The 24,945-nt window shown below is 37.5% G+C and carries 19 protein-coding genes; 1 reads left to right on the top strand and 18 read right to left on the bottom strand.

Translation table 11 applies throughout. The annotated features are described in order from the left end of the window. Positions 1-105 precede the first annotated feature (105 nt). The 7 genes from cyoE to ppsA all read right to left on the bottom strand — a co-directional run bounded on the left by cyoE (position 106) and on the right by ppsA (position 8,529). Positions 106-984, bottom strand: coding sequence for a heme o synthase (gene cyoE / locus B9T31_RS02985; protein WP_086180489.1), 879 nt, complete (start codon positions 982-984; stop codon positions 106-108). A gap of 10 nt (positions 985-994) precedes the next feature. Continuing rightward, a complete protein-coding gene (gene cyoD / locus B9T31_RS02980; RefSeq protein ID WP_086180488.1) occupies positions 995-1,327 on the bottom strand; it encodes a cytochrome o ubiquinol oxidase subunit IV in 333 nt (110 codons plus the stop codon). Next, a complete protein-coding gene (cyoC, locus tag B9T31_RS02975; protein WP_086180487.1) occupies positions 1,327-1,944 on the bottom strand; it encodes a cytochrome o ubiquinol oxidase subunit III in 618 nt (205 codons plus the stop codon). The genes cyoD and cyoC overlap by 1 nt, the downstream gene beginning before the upstream one ends. A 4-nt stretch (positions 1,945-1,948) precedes the next feature. Next, positions 1,949-3,937 carry a cytochrome o ubiquinol oxidase subunit I gene (gene cyoB / locus B9T31_RS02970; protein WP_086180486.1) on the bottom strand — a complete coding sequence of 663 codons (1,989 nt, stop codon included), beginning with the start codon at positions 3,935-3,937 and terminating at the stop codon, positions 1,949-1,951. A gap of 3 nt (positions 3,938-3,940) precedes the next feature. Further along, complete coding sequence (gene cyoA / locus B9T31_RS02965; protein ID WP_086180485.1) at positions 3,941-5,014, bottom strand: ubiquinol oxidase subunit II; 1,074 nt, start codon at positions 5,012-5,014, stop codon at positions 3,941-3,943. Between the two features lie 294 nt (positions 5,015-5,308). Then, positions 5,309-6,085 (bottom strand): RDD family protein, encoded by a 777-nt coding sequence (locus B9T31_RS02960; protein ID WP_086180484.1) that lies wholly within the window; start codon positions 6,083-6,085, stop codon positions 5,309-5,311. Between the two features lie 65 nt (positions 6,086-6,150). Beyond that, positions 6,151-8,529 (bottom strand): phosphoenolpyruvate synthase, encoded by a 2,379-nt coding sequence (gene ppsA, locus B9T31_RS02955; RefSeq protein ID WP_086180483.1) that lies wholly within the window; start codon positions 8,527-8,529, stop codon positions 6,151-6,153. A gap of 154 nt (positions 8,530-8,683) precedes the next feature. Here ppsA and B9T31_RS02950 point away from each other — a divergent pair, with 154 nt between their 5' ends. Next, the gene (locus tag B9T31_RS02950) at positions 8,684-9,520 is read left to right on the top strand and encodes a pyruvate, water dikinase regulatory protein (protein ID WP_086180482.1); all 837 of its coding nucleotides are present in this window, start codon (positions 8,684-8,686) and stop codon (positions 9,518-9,520) included. Between the two features lie 118 nt (positions 9,521-9,638). Here the strand turns inward: B9T31_RS02950 and B9T31_RS02945 are convergent, their stop codons facing one another. The 11 genes from B9T31_RS02945 to B9T31_RS02895 form a co-directional block, all read right to left on the bottom strand. Then, positions 9,639-10,724, bottom strand: coding sequence for a MerR family transcriptional regulator (locus B9T31_RS02945; protein ID WP_086180481.1), 1,086 nt, complete (start codon positions 10,722-10,724; stop codon positions 9,639-9,641). After that, positions 10,714-12,117, bottom strand: coding sequence for a serine hydrolase (locus B9T31_RS02940; protein ID WP_086180480.1), 1,404 nt, complete (start codon positions 12,115-12,117; stop codon positions 10,714-10,716). The genes B9T31_RS02945 and B9T31_RS02940 overlap by 11 nt, the downstream gene beginning before the upstream one ends. A 273-nt stretch (positions 12,118-12,390) precedes the next feature. Next, positions 12,391-13,830 carry an indoleacetamide hydrolase gene (iaaH, locus tag B9T31_RS02935; RefSeq protein ID WP_086180479.1) on the bottom strand — a complete coding sequence of 480 codons (1,440 nt, stop codon included), beginning with the start codon at positions 13,828-13,830 and terminating at the stop codon, positions 12,391-12,393. Positions 13,831-13,904: 74 nt separating this feature from the next. Further along, positions 13,905-14,630, bottom strand: a complete 726-nt coding sequence (locus B9T31_RS02930) for a response regulator transcription factor (RefSeq protein ID WP_086180478.1) — start codon at positions 14,628-14,630, stop codon at positions 13,905-13,907. A gap of 209 nt (positions 14,631-14,839) precedes the next feature. Continuing rightward, positions 14,840-16,651, bottom strand: coding sequence for an ABC transporter ATP-binding protein (locus B9T31_RS02925; protein ID WP_086180477.1), 1,812 nt, complete (start codon positions 16,649-16,651; stop codon positions 14,840-14,842). Positions 16,652-16,693: 42 nt separating this feature from the next. Beyond that, positions 16,694-17,203 (bottom strand): DOPA 4,5-dioxygenase family protein, encoded by a 510-nt coding sequence (locus B9T31_RS02920; protein WP_086180476.1) that lies wholly within the window; start codon positions 17,201-17,203, stop codon positions 16,694-16,696. 11 nt (positions 17,204-17,214) lie between these two features. Continuing rightward, positions 17,215-18,270 carry an amidohydrolase family protein gene (locus B9T31_RS02915; RefSeq protein WP_086180475.1) on the bottom strand — a complete coding sequence of 352 codons (1,056 nt, stop codon included), beginning with the start codon at positions 18,268-18,270 and terminating at the stop codon, positions 17,215-17,217. Between the two features lie 10 nt (positions 18,271-18,280). Continuing rightward, positions 18,281-19,396, bottom strand: a complete 1,116-nt coding sequence (locus B9T31_RS02910) for an ABC transporter substrate-binding protein (RefSeq protein WP_086180474.1) — start codon at positions 19,394-19,396, stop codon at positions 18,281-18,283. Continuing rightward, positions 19,393-20,586 carry an ABC transporter ATP-binding protein gene (locus tag B9T31_RS02905; RefSeq protein ID WP_086180473.1) on the bottom strand — a complete coding sequence of 398 codons (1,194 nt, stop codon included), beginning with the start codon at positions 20,584-20,586 and terminating at the stop codon, positions 19,393-19,395. Before B9T31_RS02905 ends, B9T31_RS02910 begins: the two co-directional genes overlap by 4 nt. Continuing rightward, complete coding sequence (locus tag B9T31_RS02900; protein WP_086180472.1) at positions 20,583-22,391, bottom strand: ABC transporter permease; 1,809 nt, start codon at positions 22,389-22,391, stop codon at positions 20,583-20,585. The genes B9T31_RS02905 and B9T31_RS02900 overlap by 4 nt, the downstream gene beginning before the upstream one ends. A gap of 11 nt (positions 22,392-22,402) precedes the next feature. Beyond that, entirely contained in the window at positions 22,403-24,871 is a 2,469-nt protein-coding gene (locus B9T31_RS02895) for a TonB-dependent receptor plug domain-containing protein (protein ID WP_086180471.1), read from the bottom strand. Positions 24,872-24,945: the final 74 nt, after the last annotated feature.

Genomic DNA, 24,945 nt, shown 5'->3' with positions numbered 1-24,945 from the left:
AATAACAATATAACGGTAGAAATGGATGGCGCCAATCTAGATTGGCGGAATTCATGCTGTATTTGTTTATTTGGGATGAAAAAAGATAGAGAGAACTCTATCTTTTTAAAATAACGGTAAATACGGTGCGGGAGAAATATAGCTAAAGCTAAAACTAATACTTAATGCAGTAATTAAAATAACTGAATATAAGAAATAACGTTTAGCCCAAATCTGATTATTTTCAGCTTTAAACCCAATAATTGATAAATACACCCAATAAGCACATAGTGCATTAAAGAGGATTAAGAAAAATACATTGGTATAGCCAAAACAATACAAACCATTTAAAACAGCAGCAAAAAGTAAAACATAAATTAAGCTTTCAACTTTTGTACGAAAAATCGAACGTGCTACAGGTAAAATGGGTATCCCAGCATTTTTATAGTCATCAAATCGATAAATTGCAATTCCCCATGAATGTGGCATTTGCCAAAGTGCATACGCTAAAAAGAGAAGCAATGCAGCAACATCAAACTCATTTGAAACGGCAGTGTATCCAATCACTGGAGGGCTTGCGCCAGAAATACTTCCAATCACAGTTTGGTGAATAGAGGTACGTTTACTCCAAAGACTATAAAAAATTACATAAACTAAAAATCCGAGAACCGCAAAGCCGAAAGCATAAGCATTAACAAAGAACCAGAGTAAAGAAAAGCCAATCACACCAAGCACTGCAGAAAATGCTAAAGCAAAAGAGGGGCTAATGGTTTTTTGAACTAATGCACGATTCATCGTACGTTCCATCTTATGATCGATATCTTGATCAATGACGTTGTTTACGACACAACCTGATGCGACAACTAACGTAGTTCCTACAAGGGTAATCAGTAAGAGAAGGAAATCTACAGAACCTTGGGCAGCTAAAAAATAGCCACCCAAAGTGGTAACGAAGTTACCAAAGAGAATTCCTGGCTTAGTCAGGAATAAATACTTTTTTAACATGACGATCAGTTTAGATCATCATGTTGAAATGTAAGTGATTCATAATCCACACAGAGCCAATCAAAAGAATAGCAATACATAACACTGTATAGATAAATGCAATAACGTTCCAACGTTGCTCTGAAGAAGAATTCATGTGCAAGAAATAAACTAATTGAACAAGAACCTGAGCAACCGCAGTAATTGCAATAACAGCAACGAGTAAACCACGTTGTTCCTCAAAATTGCCTGACATCACCATTCCAAAAGGAATGAGTGTTAGAACAACTGAAAGGATAAAACCAATCGTATATTGTTTAACGTTACCGTGTGCTGCACCAGCTGAGTTATGATCATGACTCATTAGATAACTCCCAGTAAGTAAACGACGCTGAATACACAGATCCAAACGATGTCAAGGAAGTGCCAGAACAAGCTTAAGCATGCAAGACGACGTGTATTTGGAAGTGTTAGACCGTATTTTTTGATTTGAATCATCAATACAATCATCCACACCAAACCAGAAGTAACGTGAATACCGTGCGTACCAACTAAGGTAAAGAACGCAGATAGGAACGCACTTGTGCTTGGACCATGACCTTCATGAACTAAATGAGAGAACTCATAAATTTCCATACCAATGAAGATCGCACCAAATACCCAAGTAATGGCTAACCATGTTAATACTTTAGCAACATCTTTTTTGTATGCAGCAAGTACTGCAAAACCAAATGTTACGGAAGATATTAAGAGTGCAAAAGTTTCAGTTAAGACGAAATCTAATGAAACGCCAAAAAGATCTTTTGCACTAGGTGTACCCATTGGAATGTGACTACTTAACACAGCAAATGCGATGAAGAGTGTACCGAATAAAATCAAGTCACTCATTAAGTAGGTCCAGAAACCAAAGACGGTGATGTCTGTATCATCGTGATGATGATCATCGTGTCCGTGGTTATCGTGATGAAGTACTTCAGCCATTGTCTTAGTCCTTCTTCAAGTGTTTTTCAAGAAGCGCATAGCGTTCGTTTTCAATACGTTCTACTTCAGCAGCAGGAACATAGTAATCTACTTTCTTCGTGAAAGAAGATACGATGAAGCTGATGATTGCGGCAACGAAAGTAACGACAACTAACCACCAAATATGCCAGATTAACGCAAAGCCCATAATGGTAATAAACATTGCAATCACAAAACCAGCTGCGCGGTTTGTTGGCATATGAATATCTTCATAATGAGTTGGTTTCACGTAAGCAATACCATTTTCTTTGTCAGTCCAGAAAGTATCAATACCATTGATCTTTGGAAGATGAGCAAAGTTATAAAACGGTGCTGGAGATGATGTAGCCCATTCAAGTACACGGCCATCCCATGGATCACCTGTGTAATCCATGTTGTCTTTGCGTTGAAGGAAGCCCACAATAATTTGCATCACGAAGCACAGAATACCGAAAAGAATCAATACTGAACCAAAGAGTGCAATTGCTAAGTATGGGTCCCATTCAGGGTTGTCATATGTGTTCAAGCGACGTGTCATACCCATGAAACCAAGGATATAAAGTGGCATGAATGCAAAATAGAAACCGAAGAACCAGAACCAGAATGATGCTTTACCCCAAGCTTCATTAAGCTTCCAACCAAACATTTTTGGCCAGTAGAAAATGATACCTGCGAACATCGCGAATACAACACCGCCAATAATGACGTTATGGAAGTGTGCGATGAGGAATAAAGAGTTGTGTACAAGGAAGTCCGCTGGTGGAACTGCCATTAATACACCTGTTAAACCACCAATACCAAAAGTCACAAGGAAACCTAGTGTCCAAAGCATTGGAGTTGTGTAGGTGATACGACCCTTATACATGGTGAATAACCAAGAGAAGATTTTCACACCTGTAGGAATCGCAATAACCATGGTCATGATACCAAAGAACGCGTTAACGTTGGCACCAGCACCCATCGTAAAGAAGTGGTGAACCCAAACAACAAACGCAAGAACTGTAATTGCGATCGTTGCATACACCATAGATTTATAGCCGAACAATGTTTTGCGTGCAAAAGTAGACACCACTTCTGAGTAAATACCAAATGCTGGTAATACCAAGATGTAAACTTCTGGGTGACCCCAAGTCCAAATCAAGTTCACATATAACATTGGACTACCGCCCAAGTCATTTGTAAAGAAGTGGAAATCGAAGTAACGGTCAAGCGTAAGCATTGCAATCGTAGCAGTTAACACTGGGAATGATGCAATAATCAACACAGCGGTACATAAAGATGTCCATGTGAAAATTGGCATATCCATAAGACCCATGCCAGGTGCACGCATTTTAATGATCGTAACAAAGAAGTTAACACCAGTAAGAAGTGTACCTAGACCTGAAACCTGCAGTGCCCAAATGTAGTAGTCCATACCTACACCTGGAGAATATTCGATACCAGAAAGAGGAGGATAAGCCATCCAACCTGTTGCTGCGAATTCACCAATTGCAAGTGAAGCCATCATTAAGCCAGCAGCACCAGCAAATAACCAGAAACTGAGTGAGTTTAATAATGGGAAGGCAACGTCACGTGCACCAATTTGAAGTGGTACAGAGATGTTCATTAAGCCAACGACAAGACCCATTGCTACGAAGAAGATCATGATGACACCATGTGCGGTGAAGATTTGATCGTAGTGTTCAGGGTGTAAATAACCTTCACCGCCACCTTTAGCAAGGAACAGCTGAAGACGCATCATGATTGCATCAGCAAAACCACGCAAAAGCATGATAATGGATACAAATAAATACATGATACCAATTTTTTTATGGTCTACAGAAGTGAACCATTCGTTCCACAAGTAGCCCCATTTTTTGAAATAAGTAATACCCGCAAAAACAGCGAGACCACCTAAAACCATAAGTGCAACAGTAACCAACACGATTGGATCGTGTGGTATTGCATCTGGACCTAACTTACCTAAGAAGCTCATGTCTTATTCTCCTTGAGAAGCAGTTGCATGTTCAACATTTACATGTGCTTCAGATGCAGGAGCATTATGTTCTACCGCAGCAGCTGAATGATCAGCACCATGATAGTTTGACATGTATTTATTGATCACTGATTCAAACAAGCCTTTTTCTACAGTAGCGAAATACGTTACTGGAGAAGGCTTAGTTGGATAAGGCTTCATTGCTTCAGCAGCAGCCTTTTCTTCAGGAGTTTTAGCATTTGCTATAAGCGCTTCGATTTGATGCGTTGAACGGTTGCCATCACGTAAGGTTGCAAAAACAGCCTGATCTAAGATCGGTTCTTGAATTGCATTCGGATTAACAGTTGTACCCTTACCTGCTTTGATTGCATCTACCCATTCTGTAAATTGAGCATCAGTCACTGAATACGCACGGAAACGCATTTGTGAGAAGCCATAACCTGAATAGTTAGAAGAGAAACCACGATAGCCTTCAGCTGGACTGGTTTCACTTGCTAATAAATTCAAATGAGTCTGCATACCTGCCATTGCGTAAATTTGACCACCTAACGCTGGAATGAAGAATGAATTCATTGTGAAGTTAGATGTAATACGAAGGCTTAACGGAGTTTTCTCTGGGAAGCGTAATTCGTTAATTGTTGCAATATCTTGTTCTGGATAGATAAATACCCATTTAAATTGTTCAGCAATCACTTGAACAGTTAATGGAGCTTTATCAGAATCAAGCGGGCGGTATGGGTCATACTTGTGGGAACCCCACCAAGTTAACCATGCTAAAATACCAATAATAATAACGGGAATACCCCATACTACAACTTCAATTGCAGTTGAGTGTGCCCAAGTAGGTTTATAGTCTGCATCTTTATTTGACGCACGATATTTCCAACCAAACCACAATGCCATAATGACTGATGGAATTACTACCAAAAGCATTAGGTAGATCGCAGTCATCATCAGGTTACTTTGACCTTCAGCAACTGGACCTTTTGAGTTTAGAAGTACCATATCACCACCACACCCAGTTAAGAGTGCGGCAAGCGTTGATAAAGACAATACAGCTAAAATTGTTTGTCTCATTTTACAACCTCGGTGAAGAGTCCCATTCCCTAAATAAATATGGGATAGCGATTAAAGTGGCTCATGATTAGGAATTCTAGACATGATCTAACTTTCTAATCATGAGGCACCGCTACGTTGTAGGGCATTATGCCTTATATCGGGGAACTAAGCTATATGTAAAGGTGCTTTAAATGGCTGTAATAAAAACCAATTTTAATAGTCGGAATTATATTTTTTTAAAAGAATTTTATTTTAATATCAAGAGAATGAAATAGATCAAGGGGTAAAATTACCCCTTGTTTTATTTTGGGTTTAATTCTTAATTACAATCGTTTTAGCAAGCTTATCATGTAGCGTTTGACGCTTTTTATGCAATCCAAAAGCAAAGTCAAATATATTAATGAATGGAAAAAGTAATGCTGTTAGAAAAATAAAGAGTACAGAACGTAATGTAAATGCACGGAAAAGGCTGACTGGACCGTTATTATTAGCATCAACAATTTTAATTCGTGCCAGTTTTTTTCCTATACTTTGCCCAGATTTTGCAATCATGATGGCTTGTACAACCAGCATAATAAAAATATAAAGTGCCATTGCAGCCCATGCTTCCATTGGAATTAAAGTAAATAATTCTTTTTGAAGCTGAGTCATTTGGTTAGAGGTATCTGCTGCTTGTAAGTTATGTTGTAAGGCAAGCAATTGACCTTGTTGATCATGATTAAAGAAGAAAGAAGGGAGAGCAAAGGCTGGTAACCATAAGAGCAAATCAATTACTTTTGCTAATATGCGTGAACCAATAGATGCAAGCTCCGATGAAGAGGCTGCTTTATTAACGGTTACCTTTTGAATCGTTGAATTTTGGTAACTTGGGTTTTGTACTTCCTGATGTAGTTGAGTCGGGGGAACATAACCTTGTGGTTGATAAACAAATTGGCCGTGGGTCAACTCACCCAAAGCTTTCCATTCAGTCATTCCTTGATGCCAAATCAAGTCTGTCAGTAAAACTTGTTGGCTTGCTAACATTTGATTGAGTTGCTCAAGTGTATATGGACCAGCTTGTTGATTATTGCGCGCCAAGTAAATTTGCATAAAATTAAAATTCCAAAAGCCAAAAATAAAAAAGACCCATTAATGGGTCTTTTTAGCATGTTTTATTAAGCTTGTTGAGCTTTTTTTTCAGAGAGGAAGAACCAAGTATCTAAAACTGAGTCAGGGTTTAAAGAGACAGAATCAATTCCTTGTTCCATTAACCAACGTGCAAGATCTGGATGATCTGAAGGTCCTTGACCACAAATACCCACATATTTACCCGCCTTACGACATGCATGAATAGCCATAGAAAGAAGCGCTTTTACTGCTGCATCACGCTCATCAAATAGATGAGAGACAATACCAGAATCACGGTCTAAACCAAGTGTTAACTGAGTTAAGTCATTTGAACCGATAGAGAAACCATCGAAATGCTCTAAGAACTGTTCTGCTAAGAGGGCATTGGTTGGTAATTCACACATCATGATGACTTTAAGACCATTTTCACCACGTTTAAGACCATTTAGCGCAAGCAATTCGATTACACGTTTTGCTTCAGCAACGGTACGTACAAATGGAATCATGATTTGTACGTTGGTTAAGCCCATTTCATCACGAACTTTTTTTAATGCACGGCATTCAAGCTCAAAACAATCACGGAAGTTATCAGAAACATAGCGACTCGCACCACGGAAACCAAGCATTGGGTTTTCTTCTTCTGGTTCGTATAACTTACCACCAATTAAGTTTGCATATTCATTTGACTTAAAGTCTGACATGCGAACAATGACTGGTTTGTCGGCAAATGCTGCTGCTAATGTAGAAATACCTTCAACTAATTTTTCTACATAAAACTCAATTGGAGACGTATAACCTGCCGTACGTGCTAATACAGCAGCGCGTGTTTCACGTGGTAAGCTATCAATATTCAATAATGCTTTAGGATGTACACCAATCATACGGTTGATGATAAATTCTAAACGTGCAAGACCAATACCTTCGTTTGGAATTTGAGCAAAGTCAAATGCGCGATCAGGGTTACCGACGTTCATCATAATTTTGAACGGAAGTTTAGGCATAGATTCTACGGAGTTCTTTTGAACTTCAAAATCTAATGATCCTTCATAGATAAAACCTGTGTCACCTTCAGCACATGAAACAGTCACTTCCTGACCATCGACCAATACTTCAGTTGCATTACCACAGCCTACAATTGCTGGAACGCCAAGTTCACGTGCAATAATTGCAGCATGACACGTACGACCACCACGATTGGTGACAATAGCCGCTGCACGTTTCATGACAGGTTCCCAATCTGGGTCAGTCATATCAGAAACTAATACATCACCCGCTTGTACTTTATCCATTTCTTTAATGGAGGTCACAATACGAACTTTACCTGAACCAATACGTTGACCAATTGAACGGCCTTCACAAATCACAGTACCTTTTTGTTTTAAAAGATAACGTTCCATTGTGCCGACATTTTCGCGACTTTTAACAGTTTCAGGGCGCGCTTGAACAATATAAATTTGCTCATCATCACCATCTTTAGCCCATTCAATATCCATTGGTGAGCCGTAGTGTTTTTCAATAATTAATGCTTGTTTAGCAAGTTCTTGCAATTCTTGGTCATTTAAAGAAAATTGTTGACGATCTGCTTTTTCAACATCAACAACAACGACTGATTTTCCCGCAGAACCTTCGTCACCATAAATCATTTTTTGGTGTTTAGAACCTAAATTACGGCGAAGAACTGCGTGTTTTCCTGCGTTTAATAAAGGTTTTGATACATAAAATTCATCTGGGTTAACAGCACCTTGAACCACCATTTCACCTAAACCATATGATGCAGTAATGAAGACAGCATCACGGAAACCAGATTCGGTATCAAGCGTAAACATTACACCCGCTGCACCAGTTTCAGAGCGAACCATCCGCTGAATACCAGCAGATAAAGCGACAACATCATGTGCGAAGTTTTGATGTACACGGTATGAAATGGCACGATCATTATATAGAGATGCAAAAACTTCTTTAATCGCAATAAGAATATTATCAATACCACGAATATTTAAGAACGTTTCTTGTTGTCCTGCAAAAGAAGCATCTGGAAGATCTTCTGCTGTTGCAGAAGAACGAACGGCAACCGAGATATCAGGGTTACCGTTCGATAATGTTTCGAATGCAGCACGAATTTCTTTTTCTAATTCTGCTGTCAGTGGTGTTTCAACAACCCACTGACGTATTTTAGCGCCCGTTTCAGCAAGAGCATTAACGTCATCAACATTAAGTGCTGCAAGTTCTGCGTTAATTTTTGCGTTTAGTCCACTTTGCTCGAGGAATTCACGATACGCATCAGCTGTTGTTGCAAAGCCTCCTGGTACAGAAACACCTGCATTTGATAAGTGACTGATCATTTCCCCTAAAGATGAGTTTTTCCCACCGACCAGTTCAACATCATCCTTTCCTAATTTTTCTAGACCAATTACGCGCGCTTCCAAAGTTGTTACTCCACTTTTGCAGTATTAATCAGTATCTTGGCATGAAATTATATCAAAAAAACTGAGCTTTTGATTTTACTATGCGACAGTCATGTAAGATGCGGTTACTATAATGATTATATAGTACTTAGACAAATATTTAAGGAGAATTTTAATGTCAGACGGTAAACAAATTAAGCGAAGCGTTTTTTTTATTTCAGATGGTACTGCAATTACGGCTGAAACCCTTGGGCATTCTCTTTTGGCACAGTTTCCGCATGTAGACTTTGATATTCATATTATTCCTTATATAACAACGGAAGAAGCAGCAACAAATGTTGTTGCCGAAATTAATACATGCTCTAAAAATGATGGTCAAAAACCTTTGGTATTCGATACTTTGGTGGATCCATATGTTCGCGATATTATTAATACTGCAGATGCAGTAAATCTAGATGTTTTTGAAGGACTTATTAGTAAATTATCAGAAGAGTTAGGAACAAGTCCTACAACTTTAGTCGGGCAGACCCATGCTGTGACAAATTCCGAGTCTTATAAGTCACGTATTGATGCTGTTCATTTTGCTTTAGATAATGATGATGGTGCAAGAACACGACATTACGACAAAGCAGATCTTATTTTGATTGGTGTTTCAAGATCGGGCAAAACGCCAACATCAATTTATCTGTCTTTACAGTTCGGAATTCGCGTTGCAAATTATCCGTTGACGGAAGAAGATTTAGACGACAATCGTTTACCCGCAGTGTTACGCCCGCACAAAAGTAAATTATTTGGTTTAATGATTGATTCTGAACGCCTCGTTGCGATTCGGACAGAACGAAAAGCGGGAAGTCGTTATGCAAGTTTCAACCAATGTCAAATGGAATTACGTGCTATAGAAGGCATTTATATCTCTGAGGGCATTAAATATTTAAATGTTTCTGAAATGTCGATTGAAGAAATATCGACACGCATTATTCAAATGACGGGGCTGAAACGTCATATTAACTAATGAAATCATACAAAATAAGAATTGATAAAAGAATGTGATGGCACTCTTTTATCAATCTTGATAATAAGATTATATGAAATAATTTAATTCATATAGGAATCCGCAATGGATTTCTAAGCTAGGATGAAATGTCTAAAATAGGATAAATATAAAATGCACCAATTTGATCAGATTGGGTTAAAGAAATACCACACTCCAATTTCCCGTGATCAAATTCGGCATGATACATTTCTAAACCATTTTGAGCAATAGATTGAAAAATAAGCTGATTAAGATTGCCCAAGGGATGAATTGCTGCGTGAATATAGTCTTTTTGTTCAGCGATGACTTGTGCTAAAAGCGGGGTCATACTGGAATGATTTTGTATCTTCTGGGCTTGTTCGAGAAGTAGTTGATGCAAGGCAATTTTACTTTTAAGGTGAGGTTGTTGCGTTTTAATTTTTTCCTTTAAAGCCGTCAATTGTTCTTTGGCCTTTGAGTCCGCTACGCGGGTTGCCGTTTCAATTATTCCATTTTGATGATGTTGTAAAGTTTCAACGCTATTCAAAGCTGTTCGCTGAAAGTGAATTTGTATGGCCATTCCCTTAATAAAAAATTGATCAGGTGCTTCAGGTAAAAGGCGATAGCTGAATTGATTATGCAAGTAATATAATTCATGATGACGTAAGACGGTTTGTATAATCGATCCATCATTAAACTCCCATGTTCCAACAAGATCATGCATTTCATGAGGATCAAGCATAATTTCTTGTCGAGGGCGAGCCTGTGTATAGGATCTCCAAATATTACTTTCCATTGTATTGAGAGGAGAGTGGGCTTCTTTGACAAGATGAAGTAAATCTTCAAGGGAGGTATTTTGTCCCGCCTGAAGCTTAGATCTTAAATAATAAATAACCTGTAACGCTTTATCAGTTTGATCTCGACGAGAGAGTAAGGTTTTTTCTTGAATTTGTAGCGTATGATCAAGTGAGGTTTGATGATGGTTAGACAATAAAATGCTGATTTCTCGTAGGCTCATCCCAATATTTTTTAAGGAAATAATTTCATTTAAGCGTTCTATCTCCTGATACCCAAAAAGTCGCCAGCCTTTTTCGGATCTTTGCGGGGTAATTAAACCATGAGATTCATACACCCGTAGCGCACGAATGGTTAAACCAGTTCTTTGTGCGCACTCATGCGCGGTCAGTAATAATTTATTGGACATGCTGCGTCATCCGAGGTGCTTCAGTGATCATGCCTTGTTGATCAACAATTAAATGCTGAATTTGACCTGTTGAATTACGTTGAAATTCAATGGTGATCATCAGTGCGGGGGCCGTAAATTGATAGTCTGACACTGCTTGAAATTCAGCTTTGCCTTGTCCATTGACCTCTACGAATAGGCGATCATTTTCGACAAGTACATCAAGATAAATATCGGCTGCCATACGATAACGTCCTTGATATTCTGTTAATAATGTAGTCGGAACAGAATGAAATGGTATTTTTGCAGGTGGCGCTTGTAATGGATTGGTTGAGTCGAGAAGATGCATTGCAATATCATCAACACTAGATGCTGAAGCCTGATTCGACAAAATTAACACACCGTGTTTATTGTCAAGTCGATAACCTGTAATAGCGCTAAATCCACCTGTCATTCCATTATGCCATACAATATTTTGATTCGAAATGATCCAGCCTAAGCCAATTTTTAGATCACTTTCTGTATCAATTGGACGTGTATGAGAGAGCATAAGTGAAAAAGCAGGAGATAAAGGGGTTTCTTTAATCTGACTTGCAGCATTGAGAAAACGACTCATATCGCGTGCAGTTGAATGCCAACCTCCTGCGGGAAGAAAAACACCTAAATCCCAATGAGATGTTGCAGTACCTTGACTATTGTAGCCTTCGGCATAGCGATCATTTTTGTTTTTTGGCACATTTGCCCAAGTTTCACTCATTCCTAAAGGATTTAAAATGATGGATTGTACGAGTTCTTCATAGGGTTTTCCTGCTACATTTTCCAAAGCAAGTCCAATGAGTGTCGTTCCTATATTTGAATATTCAAAAGCTTCACCAGGTAAACGTGAGAGTTCGTAGTGCTGTAGGAATTCTGCTAAATCTTGTCGAGTTAAATCTGCATATGGATTTTCAATCGGTGCTTTAAATATTTTAGGGGGGACAGATGGAAGTCCTGAATGATGCGTTGCTAAATCAAAAAGCGTAATTTCTTTCCCATTTTTTTTAGGCAAAACGATATCTGCTGGCATATAGTTTTGGGCAGGCGCATCCAAAGATATTTTTTTATCAATAATGTGCTGGGCAAGTAATACATTGGTGAATATTTTAGAAATAGAACCAATTTCAAAAATTGTGTCGGATGTTATGGGTTTAGAATTTTGATGAGACTGTACACCATGGTTAATAAAAATATTGCCTTGCGGGTTACTCAATGCCAGCGCTATTCCCACAGCTTTATGTTGTTGATCTATGCGATCCACAATAATTTTTTTCGCATTTTTTTCTTCAGTAATCATTGAAGATTTAAAAATACTGCATCCAGATGCAGTAATAGTAAGAAGAAATGCAGATAGAACCGTAAGTTTTTTAATCGACATAAATTTCTCTAGATTAAAGTTCGTTATCTCAACGTTATAATCTATGACCTAAGGTTCGATTCAAGTCTAAATCAGTAGAATTTTCAATATAATCATCTATGAGACAGCGTACGTGATCGAATAGGATGACGTCAAAGTATCTTATATCGCATTTTAATAAGTGAAGTATGAAAATAGAACACTTTTGATTAAATAGTACATTAAAGAATTAAAGATCAACATTGTTGTTTAGGAATATGAAAATCATATTCCTAACTTTGAATGATTTTAGGATTAATTCAGTAACATTTCTAATGTGGCAGCAATAGCAAGTAATTCTGCATCTGAATGAGGTAAACCATCTATTTCAAGACCAATGGCAAGATTTTCTTGAGTTGAATAGCCAATTGGTAGGCTCAATCCTGGAAGTCCAATATTACTACCAGGATCGGTGTTCTGAACGAGTCTTTGAAAATTTTCAATTGAGCTAGCGTGTTCGTTGGCAAGTGGTGCAAGCATTGGTGAAGTTGGAAAAATTAAAGCATTTAAGTTATTTTCTTTAAACGTTTTTTCGTACAAAGCAAGTAATTGTGGTCGAAATTCATGTATTGCTTTTTGATATAATGGCAAAATAGGGACTAAATTCCCCTCAGCATTTGTGATTAATTCAGGAAGAATATGCTGTGTAAATAATGTATATACATCTGGACTGGTAATTTGTTCAACAACCGATTCAATACTTATTTGTGTATATTTTTTCAAGTATTGAATTAGATCATATTTTCCTTCATGAAGTACAACAGGAAAAGAAATAGATTGATTAAGTTGCGCTAAATTAGGCATGTCGACAGGAATAATTTCAACACCAGCAGATTTTAATCGGTCTATCGCAAGCATTGCATGATTTTGAACATCTTCATCTAAATTTGACCAGAAATAAGAATAGATACCGAGTCTAATTTTTTGTGCAGGAATTGGATTTAGAATGGTTTGCTGAGTAATGACATGGTCAATCAGTGCAATATCTGAAACCGTATGTGCCATTGGACCAGCTGTATCTCTAGTATGTGAAATAGGAGTGATTCCTTCTTGTGAGTATCGTCCTAGTGTTGGGCGAAAACCAACACATCCATTTAAAGCACTGGGTAGTCGAACAGAGGCACCAGTATCTGTTCCGATGGCAATAGGAACCATTCCTGCAGCAACAGCAACTGCGCTACCAGAAGATGAACCACCTGCAATATATTGTGAATTTTTAGCATTTCGAGTGCCAATCACCTCATGAATATGAATAGCTGAATTATATCCAGTTACCCCAAATGCTAATTCATGCATATGCGCTTTCCCAACAATAATCGCACCATGATCAACCAATTTTTGAATAATGGGTGCTGATGTATTAGGCATAAATTTTGTTAAAGCGCGAGTGCCAGCACTATTCGGAAATCCTGCAACATGGATATTATCTTTTACGGCAATTAAAACTCCAATTAAAGAAGGACAGGGTAGGTTTGCTGAAATTTGTTGATCCCAAAATTTTGCTTGTTTTAATGCCGCAGCTTTATTTACGCAAATAAACGCATTTAATGTTGGTAATTTTTCAATATTTGAAAAATATAAGTGTACAAGTTGTTCACAAGAAATTTTTCGCTCTCGAATCAAAGCAGAAATTTCATAAGCAGATAACGTGGATAAATTCAGAGACTGAGTGGTATTTTCGTGATTGATTGACATTGTGACTTAAAATCCATTTAAGTTATTGTCGAATTAATTTAATACATAGTTAACATGGCTTAATATCCTCAAAATTAAGGATGATAAGATGGATGAATAAGTAGTGCCATTTCTGTACGATTGTTACAGCCTATTTTTTGCATTGCATGTTTAAGATGTGTTCTGACTGTTGTAAAGCCAATTTCAAGTAAATTAGCAACTTCTTTATCACTTAGACCTTTCGAAACTAAAATGACAATCTCTTGTTCACGTGGTGTTAATAAATAACGTGTGGCAAGATCAATCGGTAAAGCATTGCATATATAGGGTTCTAAAATATTTAAAATTCTTTTTTCACGCGCATTAAACATGACTGCATCAGATGCTCGCCAAATTCGAAAGTCACCAACATCAATGCCATTACGAACAAAGTAGACATTTAAACCATGGTATAGACCATACGGTTGTAAAAATTCATTGAAATATGTGGTTTTTTTAAGATCAGCGAGCGTGATGATTTCATTGACAAATGTCGGTTTTTGCCGTTGGCGCAAGGTGGATGTAATAGGATCAGCATGTTGCCAAATACGGTCATATTCTCGAATTACTTTTTGATCAAGTTTCCATAAAATGGCTTGTTTAGATAGATTATTTTTAGCATCCCAAATATAAGAGGATGCAAAGTCTGCTCTGAGTAGTGTTGCGATATCTGCAAGGATATTTTGACGTAATTCAGGTGTTCCTTTTTCAGTGCCCAATTTCCATAAAATTTCTGTAAAAAGGGTGAATTCAGAGGCAGTCAAATCTTGTTGTAAAAGCACAGCAATACTCTACTCAAAAACAAATGGGATAACGTATATGGTCGCTAAAAAATAATATAGAATAAGAAAACTAAAATGAGAATGATTGATCGATATTTTAACTGAATAAAGTAGATGCTGTATGATGATATTTTTGAAGAAAAACTCAAAAATCGCCAATGCACATAACAAGATGTAAGCATTGGCATATTTGAGATTAAGGGAGGATTTTAATGTGCTAGCATGCCTTTACTTTGATTGTCCCATAAATATTTAAAGGCACCATGTTGATTACTCAGCAGTTCTTGTGGTGAGCCGTCTTCAATCACTTGACCGTCTTTGAGATAGATAATACGATCTAAATTAGCAACTGTTGAAAGGCGATGTGCAATGACAATGCAGGTACGATCTTCCATGAGCGGAATTAATGCTTTTTGAATTTCACTTTCTGTCAGACTGTCTAAGCTTGCAGTTGCTTCATCCATAATTAAGATGGGTGCTTCATTAATTAATGCACGAGCAATGGCAATTCGTTGACGTTGCCCACCAGATAAATTCACACCTCGTTCACCTGCAATGGTTGAATATCCTTGATCGAGTTGACTAATGAATTCATGTGCACATGCTTGTTTCGCTACAGTTTCAATTTCTGCCTGTGTCGCATTTAAACGACCATAACGAATATTTTCCGCAAGTGAGCGGTGAAATAGACTAGAATCTTGAGGAATATAACTAATGACTTGATGTAATGAGTTAAGCGTTACTTCTTTAATATCTTGATTATCAATTAAGATTGCCCCAGATTTTACATCGTACATGCGCATAATTAAGTTAATAAAGGTTGATTTCCCTGAGCCAGAAAAGCCAACAAGTCCAACTTTTTCTCCTGCTTTAATTTTTAAATTAAATTGGTCAAAAATCTTTTGATGGTCTTTATAACCAAAAGTGACATTTTTAAACTCAATGGTTGGTTGATGTACTTCAATTGCGTAAGCTTGTTGGTGGTCAACTAAATCATGAGGTTGAATAATGGAGCGAACGCCATTTTCTATATTGCCAATAAATTCAAAAATATCTAAAAATCGTCTGCTAATATTTTTGGCTTCAGCAATAATGGTAAAGGCAAGCGTAATACTCATGACTAAATCACCTACGTTAATTCGATGGTGAAGCCACAGTTGAATTGCTATGATGAGTACACCAACTTTAAGTAAAACAGCTGCTGAAAATTGGAATAATTGTAAAAATTCATTATAACCAAATGATTTACGTGCAGATTTCACCTCTTTTTCTAAAAAGCGATGTAGAACATGACGTTCAAAAGCACTTCTTGCGAAATATTTAACGAGTGCTAAGTTACTGACAACATCCACCATACAACCAACGGTTTCACTTCGTGCTGCTGCAAATTTTTTCGAATAAAATTGACTTTTTTTGGCCAGTTTATAAGAAATAAAAAGAAATAAAATACTCCAAAGTAAGATGAAAAGAGACAATTCCCAACTGACAAAATATAAAATACCAATTGAAAATGCCATGGTGAGAATAACGGGAAAGAAGTCAAAAACAATTGCCCACGTAATCATATTACAGCTCATCGCCGTTTCTGAAATACGAGAGGCGAGAGCCCCTGCAAAGTTTTGATTGAGAAATCGTTGTGAATGATGTTGCAAGTAAGCAAACATTTCTGATGACACCCAAGAACGTTGTAGTGGGGCAACATAAACTCGCATGAAACCTGCTAAACGACCAAATGCAACTTCACCAATATTGACGAGTGTAAATAAGATTAAGGGAAGCCAGAAGACACTTGCCTGTAATACGTCATGACTACGATTGGTGATAATTGAAATGATGGTGCCTAGAGAATAAGGAATGAGCACAGCACAGATGGTTGATAAAATTTGTAAGATTAAAATGATGGGTAACCACCATTTTAATCGCTTGAGTGCCAATAGAATAAATTTCCAGGGATGACCAGGAAGGTCTGGAACTTTTTCTAGTTGGTCGAGTGTTAAATGCAGATGCGTTGATAATTTCATAGTTTCAAAAGGCAAACACAGAATGTTTGCCTGTATCTGAGATTAAGAGTTTGTTGGATGTTGTGGAGTAATATTGCGTGCTTTATATGAATCATCACCTGCTTTATAGCGTATCTTTCCAGCTTGATTAATGTCTAAGCCTGTTAAAAATACGTCAGATTGATGATTGGTTACACCTTGAGCTTGACGTTCTTCTTCACGTTTTCTCATAGGTTCAAGACCAAGTTGTAGTTGCTCACCAAGCCATAAGGTTAAATATGAATGATCTATATAATCATTTCCTGTAATGGCGTGAACTAAAACATTTAAGCCTTGACGACGGGTTAAAATCCATTCTACATAGCGTGAAAAATCTTCTTTTAAAATAGCAAATCTGAACATTGGTGTTGGGTGTAAGCCATTAGATGCATCTAACCAGCGATAGTCCCAAATTTTAAATAAATCTTGTAATTCCTCGTTTAATTGCTCTGCAATATGGCGTGTTTCTGCCGTGAAATAAATGTGGCTGTGGTAAGCAACAATTGGATTAATGTGTTGTGGAATATTTGACATGGTTTTTCCTTTTAAGCGATTTTTAAATGGTTGCTTAATCCTTTATCTTTAAATAAATGATTTGCATTGTGAAAGTAAATTTGCTGTTTTTGCTCGAGTGTTAAATGTGTATTTTCAATGTTTTGAATAATAGGTTGCACTGATGGCACAGGTGCATAGTCGGTGCCAAAGACAATTTGCTCTGTTCCAACAATTTTTGCTAACGTTTCTATGGCAATTGTGCCGTCACCAGATGCGCCCGTATCAAAATAAAGCTGTTTTAAACGGCGTTGATAATTTTCATGTTCACCATAGCGTTCTGGTTTGGTTCTAAACTGTTCAATAAGCAACGAAAATGCTGCTGCACCGCCTAACATTGCAATTTGTATGGTGACATCAGGATACGCATCAAGAAAATCAGTAAAGAGTAATGTAAATACTGTAGAAGCAAAGACATAGCTGGTATTAAGTAAATGTGTCTCTTTGGAAATTTGACCTGAATGTTCTAAATAAATTTGATTATGTATATTTGAATGTCCAAAGCCTGCATGTAAATATATGTGGCTTTTGAGCGCATTTGCTGTATGAAATAAATCTTTTAATTGTTGAGCACTCGCACTTGTTGAAAGTACGCCAATTGGCAATACTCCGCCAAATAGTCCTAATGTTTTGTGCGCTCGGTTTAACTCAAATTGGGCATGATCTAAATTAGACGTAGACAAATAAGCTAAACCGCTAAATTGATTGGGATGTTGTTGAATTAATTCAGCTAAATCATCATTATAGGTTTGGCTTAAAGAAATAGACTCATCTTTAGAAATATATACATCGATATCTAAAGTAGTTGGCCAAGAAATTAATTGGCGTTGAATCTGATGTTGTTGCAAATGTTCAATACGAAGTTGAATATCAAACCACTGTGGTCCCAGTTCAAAAAAATGAGGAAGGGCGTCATTACTTTGGCGATCTAACCAAATTTTATCTTTTGTTCGAAGAAAACGAATTCCTTTTTGTTTGTCTAAGAGCAATTGTGTAACACGTGGTGAAAACCAGTGACTATGGAGATCAATTTTTTGTGAAAAGCTCATATTTTATCCTTTAGCTATACCAAATTGATTGAAATTTAGGTACCCATTTTTTGATGAGATTTGACAAGGCTTCTGGGTACAACGAAGGATCATCAATTTGATTATTTACACTGGTCGGTAGACCCTGAGGTCTGGGTGCATTCGGAATCGTGCCGTATGAAAAAGTTTCTTCAGCAAATAGCTTTTGTACATCTGGGGTGAGTAACCACGTTTGTAAAAGTTTTGCAGCTTCAGGGTGTGCAGGATTTTTGACCAAGCCTTGACCAAACGGAATGAGTAAAGTGAAGTCCGCTGGATAACTAATTTCAATTGGCACCCCTAATGCTTTTTGTCTTGCTAAAGGGGGGAGATATACCCAAGGACTGAGAGTTGTTCTCGATTGTGCAAGTACAATCGTCCCTTGTTCTTGAGTACCACCAATTCCTCCATTCTTTTTCAAGTTGCGTAAGTCTTGTTCGGTTATTTTGTTTTTCTGAAGGAGTTGAATTAAAGCGATATCGACTGTTCCAGCACCTCCACCAGGTGCGCCGTATTCAAATTGTTTCTCCCATTTTTTACTGAGTAATTCATGAATATTTTCAGGTAGTTGTTCATTACCTAAGCGATTTTTGTTAAAGCCTAATCCGTATACTTTTAAAAAGCTAAATTGAATGGTGTCATCTTGTGTTCGATAATAATTTGGCAATTTTTCAGCATTAATGGATTTAAATGACGACAGATAGCCTTTGGCTTTTAAATCAAAAATATTATTAATTGGATAGGACACAATATCTGCGAAATGAGAACCTGTCACAGTTTCGGTGTCTAAACGATTAAAAATTTCTGCAGGAGACAAGTGCATGTATTTGATTTGGATACCGGGGAAAGCTTCTGAAAAAGCTTTCCAAAGCGGTTGCCATTCATAGTCCATTGCGGCTTGGTAGACCACAACTTCAGTTTGACCCTTTTGTAAAGCCGCTTGATACAAACGTTCAAGTTCTGCTTGTTCAGCAGGAGTACCAGAAAGTGGTCGGGTACGTGTATCATGACTTTGAAATGAGAAACTTTGCTGTGTACCAATAAAGATCAGTAAAATAATAAAAGCAATACTGCCGAATATGGTATAGGGGTAGGCTTGACGTCTCATGCAGCCTCCCCATGATTGGAATGATCTACTTGCTTTAATGAATCATGTAAAACGATTGCATTACCTTTTTGAATACTCAGCTGTAAATATTGATTTTTAAAAGAGTTGACATAGGAGATATCATTTCCCCATTGGCTCAGAGGTAAATGCACTTGTAACTCGGTATCCAGTGTAATGAAAAAACCTTGTTCATCTTTTTTAACCAAATTCACAATGGCAAGATAATAATCTCCTGCATAACTGACGCTTTTAAGTTCACCCACTAAATAATCATGAGTTTGGTCTTGTACCTCCTTTTTAAATGGTGCACCAATAATTTGACTAGCTCTCAGTGCTAAAAGTACATGATCACCTACAGAAAATGCTGTTGAATTATCAACATGAATGGGTTGATGAGCGTAATCTAATACAGCCGATGTTTGTTCTGCTGCTTGTATTAATGTCGCTTTTAAAATGTTTTCAAAACCTACAAATTCGGCAACATATTGGCTTTTAGGTTTTAAAAAGATTTCACTTGGTGTACCAATTTGTTCTAAATAACCTGCACGCATAATGGCAATGCGATCCGCGAGCGCCAAAGCTTCTGAGTGATCATGTGTGACATAAATTGCTGTGAAGCCAATATCTTTTTGTAATGCACGAAGCTGTATACGTAATTTAATACGTAAACTCGCATCCAAATTGGAAAGAGGCTCATCAAATAAAATCACATTAGGTTGATTCACTAAAGCACGTGCTAAAGCAACGCGCTGTTGCTGACCACCTGATAATTCTGATGGATAACGATGTATATAATCCTCAAGTCCTACCAATTGAATTGTTTTAAAAATTTGTTGCTTTTCAGCCTCTTTAATTTTTTTTCGGGTTTTAATGGGATAGGCGATATTATCCCAAACGGTCATATGTGGCCAAAGTGCATAGCTTTGAAAAACCATGCCAATTTCACGTTTTTCAGGTGGTACATATACACCTTTATGGGGGGCCAATACCAAATGATCAGCAATTGATATTTCACCCGATTCAGGTTCTTCTAGGCCCGCGACACAGCGTAATGTTGTGGTTTTTCCACAGCCACTTGGTCCAAGCAAAACAAAGAACTCACCTGGTTTAATGTGAAGATTTAAATCTTTGACTGCATTAATTCGACCATCAAAAGCTTTATTGAGTTGTTTTATAGAAATACTGCTCATATGAAATCCTTTTGAATAAATTGGTTATGGCGATTTTTGCGGTGACGTTGAATCAAAAGTTGAAGTGCTTTAGAGATGCCATAAAGACCAAGACTAAAGAGCAAAATGAAAATGAGTAGCGCGGCAGCCATGCTGTAATCACCTGCACTTTGAATGTTGTAGCTGACCATTGCGAGCGTATTTAGTCCGGGTGCTTTGAGTAATAAAGGGACTTCTAAATTTCCTGCAATCATAATTGCAGTCATAAACCAACCCGCAATAAAGCTAGGAAGTACCAGCCTTAAGCTAATTTCGAAGAAACTTTGTAAGCCTGAGGCACCCGATAATCGAGCTGCTTCAACTAAAGATGGGGAGAGTTGTCCATGTACAGCATTCATTAATTGGCTTGCAAGCGGCATACCAGTCACAATTAAAGCAATAACGACCAGCCAAATTGTTCCATAGAGCTGCATCAAACCAGGTAAACTGAGATAGGCCCAAGTCACAGCAACAGTTGCAATAATGCCGGGCATCGCAATAGGAATCAGTGTGAAGAACTTCACAGCTGCCCATGTTTTAGGTTTAAGCTGTTGCCCAATGACAATGACACTGAGCGCAAGAATCATGACGATAAAGCCAACCATTGTGCCAAGGGTGAGCGTAACTTTTAAGGCTGAGAAAATCCGAGGTTGATTTACCAAATCATAGTAACGATCAAGTGAAAAGCCACTATATATGCCAGGATATGGTTGAAGCGAAGAAAAGAGGAGTGCACCTAAGGGTAAAATAAGCGCCACAAATACATATATGCCTAAAGCACCATAACCTAAAACTTTAAAATAGAGGGACAAAGAAATGCTACGAGTACGCGTGCCTTTACCATTCATACTGTAAAACTTTTTCTTTCCTAAGCTTTTGAGTTGCGCTAGATAGATAAGGCTAATAACAAGTACAAATAACGTGGATAGGATGCTTGCTTCTGCATAGCTGGGCATGCCTTTCGCACCACTCACTAAATTCATTAAATGAGTAGAAATCACTGCAATATTTTCAGAAGAACCTAACAGTAAAACTGGTTCGAATATTTGTAACCCAGTGATTAAACCTAATAAGGCAATACTGGTGAGGGCTGGTAATAGGCTCGGTAAATTAATTTTAAAGAAGGTCTGAATCTGATTAGCGCCAGAAACATATGAGGCTTCGTCTTGCGAGCCGTCTAACGCTTTAAAAGCGCCAACAATAAATAAATAACTAAACGCAATTTTTTTGAAAATAATGACACTATAGATGCCTAACCACCCTTTGGCATTTAACCAAGGTGTGCTAATGCCAAATGCCCAAAATAGAAAGTCGTTTAATAAACCTGTATAAGGGTTTGCAAGCTGTGTAAATGCAATGGTGTAGAATAAAAATGGAATAACAAAAACCAATGCCATTGCAGGTAAAATCAAGTATTTAAATCGAAAGTTTGTGCGTTCAGTGATAAAAGCAAAAACTGAAGCGATAAACAAAGCAACAATTGTTGATGTAAATGCAATTTTTGTTGACGTGAAAATTGCATTGAATAAACCCGCATTTTCAAAAGCACTGCGCCATGCATCAAATGTCCATTCACCTGGTAAAAAAGGTGCTGTTGTTTTGAAACCACCAATGACAAGCATAATGAGCGGCCAAACGAACAGCATGACAATTAACATAAAGAATGGAATTAACCACCATTTTCTAAAATAAACGTGAAGATATGTTGTGATGTAATTCAAAACATTTCTATGTGTTATTTCATCATGTAGTTCTTGTGCGCTCGCGATGGTTTCTTTTTTTAACATGGCTTTATCCCTTAAAACTTATAGTTAAAGCCAGCATAATAAAAGGCACCAGAAGCACCTGCTGGATGAATAAAGCCGTAACGGTTAATACCATTTACCTGATTGTATGATTCATATTCTTCAGGATATGTATTGAATAAATTGTTAGCGCCAATATTGAGCGTTAATGATTTGTTGACTGCATATTGCAAATCTAAGTCGAGTACCCATTGCGGATCAAATTTTTGATCACGTTCTGCTAAGGTCGAGTGATGGAAAACATAGCTGCCATAACGTGTTAGATTTAAAGCAATATTCCACTGCTGTATTTGATAATTTGCAGATAAATTAAGTTTGTTCTTTGGAATAGCATCTTCAACGTTAAGGATGACATCTCGGTTAAATAATGTTTTCCCCGTACGAGTGAGTACATTTCCTTCTTTGACATTTGATACCGTGGTATCGAGAAAGCTTAAACCTAAGCCCAGATTGAGCTTTCCATATTGATCAAAATTTAATAAATATTTACCTACTAAATCGACCCCTTTGGTTTTGGTATCGTATCCGTTAACAAAGAACGACGCGCCTGTATAGTTTGAATAACCTGCTTGACTTAAAATATCATGGACATTAGTCGTTCCATTTGCAGGGTCTTGCAAGGTAGAAGTTTGGACAATATTGTCTTTAATTTTAATATGATAAGCATCTACGGTTAAGGATGCATTCTGAATAGGCTGCCAAACAAAACCAAGTGATATATTTTGTGATTTAGCAGGATCTAAGTCTTTAGCACCGAATGCAGCAACAGCAGCATCATTGGGTCTAAATAAGCGTGTACGTCCAGCTGCTGCTGCACCACCATCAAATGACCATGTACCTGTATAGGTTGTTCGTTGTTGTCCTAGTTGAGCTAAACTTGGCGCACGGTAACCCGTACTGAAGGTACCACGTGTTGCAAATGTCGGTGTGAACTCATAACGGGTTGATATTTTACCATTTATGGTATTTCCAAAGTCAGAATAATCTTCTGCTCTGAGTGCGAAACCAAGTTCTAATTTATCGGTAACAGAACCTTCTAATCCTGCATATAAGCTATACACATCGCGTGATATTGATCCTAAATCTTCAGGGTTAATTCCTCCAATATCAACAGAACCGAATCGGGCAGGTTGACCTGCATTGAGTTGTCCATTTGGAATATTTGAACCACCAAAGTTCCAAGATTGTTCTTCGCCAGCATGTGTGGTTGCATATTTTTCATGACGGTAATTGATGCCCGAAGATACAACCCACTCTTTTGGTGCCCAACTGAATGAGATTGGTTTATTCCAGTCTATGGCAAAGTTGGTAGAGTCACTTTTGGTTTCACCTAAATAAAAAGCGGTATGTGACTTAAGGCCATAACTTGGTGAAAGTGAGTTAGATAAATTGTTGATGACATTGCTTTTTCCCCAAGTAATATACGTATCGAAATTGCCTAAAGTTTCATCGGTATAACGTAAGCCTGCAACAGCAGATTGATCTGTACGTTTTTCATGCGTGCGTGGTTGAAAACCATTTGGATAGAAATCTAAAATGTTATCTTTAGATTTAGAATAATTCGGGTTAACGAAATTATAATTTTTAATGTCAGAATAGTTCACATTACCGTATGCAGTGAATGCATCATTAATAGGAAGTTCGCTATTAATTAAAAAAGTATGGTGATCACGTCCACCTTGACCCCATTGACCTTTACGAAGATCACCTTTAGGCCCTGCATTGACATATTGAAGGTCTGGGCCACTTCGATCAGTAGGGTTCCCATCTAACCATTCACCACTGAAGGTAACAAAACCATCATTAGGTAATGCTATTCCTGCCCAGCCATTGGCTGTATTTGTTTCACCATCTCCTTTTTTATATTCACCATAGCGATAACTGAGCTCGCCACCATGATCTTTTTTCTTTAAAACAATATTGATGACACCTGCAATCGCATCAGAACCATATTGAGCGGATGCGCCGTCTTTTAAAACTTCAACACGGTCAATCGCACTAATGGGTATGGTATTAATTTCGACAAATTGATCTGCTGGAAATGGATCAGCACCATTCACAAGTTTTCCAGATAAATTCCGACGTTTACCATCAACCAAAATTAGAGTATAGGCTGGGCTTAATCCGCGAAGTGATGCTGATCGAACGGCACCAGTACCTTTTGAAGCATTTTGACCTTGTGGAAAATTGAATGATGGAATGAGTTGGTTGAGTGCTTGGTTTAGAGTTAATGCACCTGTTTGCTCAAGTGTTTTACTTGAAATAATTTCGACAGGGGCAAGTGATTCAAGCGCTTTAACATTATTTCTCTTAGTACCTAAAACAACGACTTCTTGTAAAAGTTTAGCCTCACTTTCTTGAGGAACTGTTTCAGCTGCATAAAGACTTTGAGAACTGTGCGCTAGCGCCAATATAATTGCTACGGATAACGTAGACTTATTAAATAAATATTCTGTTTTCATTTTTACAAATACTAAATAGAAGGTGAACTGATTTTATGAATGGTTTTTTAGTATTATTAAATAATTAAAATAAT

The sequence above is a fragment of the Acinetobacter sp. ANC 4558 genome (genome assembly GCF_002135375.1).
Classification (GTDB): domain Bacteria; phylum Pseudomonadota; class Gammaproteobacteria; order Pseudomonadales; family Moraxellaceae; genus Acinetobacter.
This window is presented reverse-complemented; position numbering and strand designations above follow the sequence as displayed.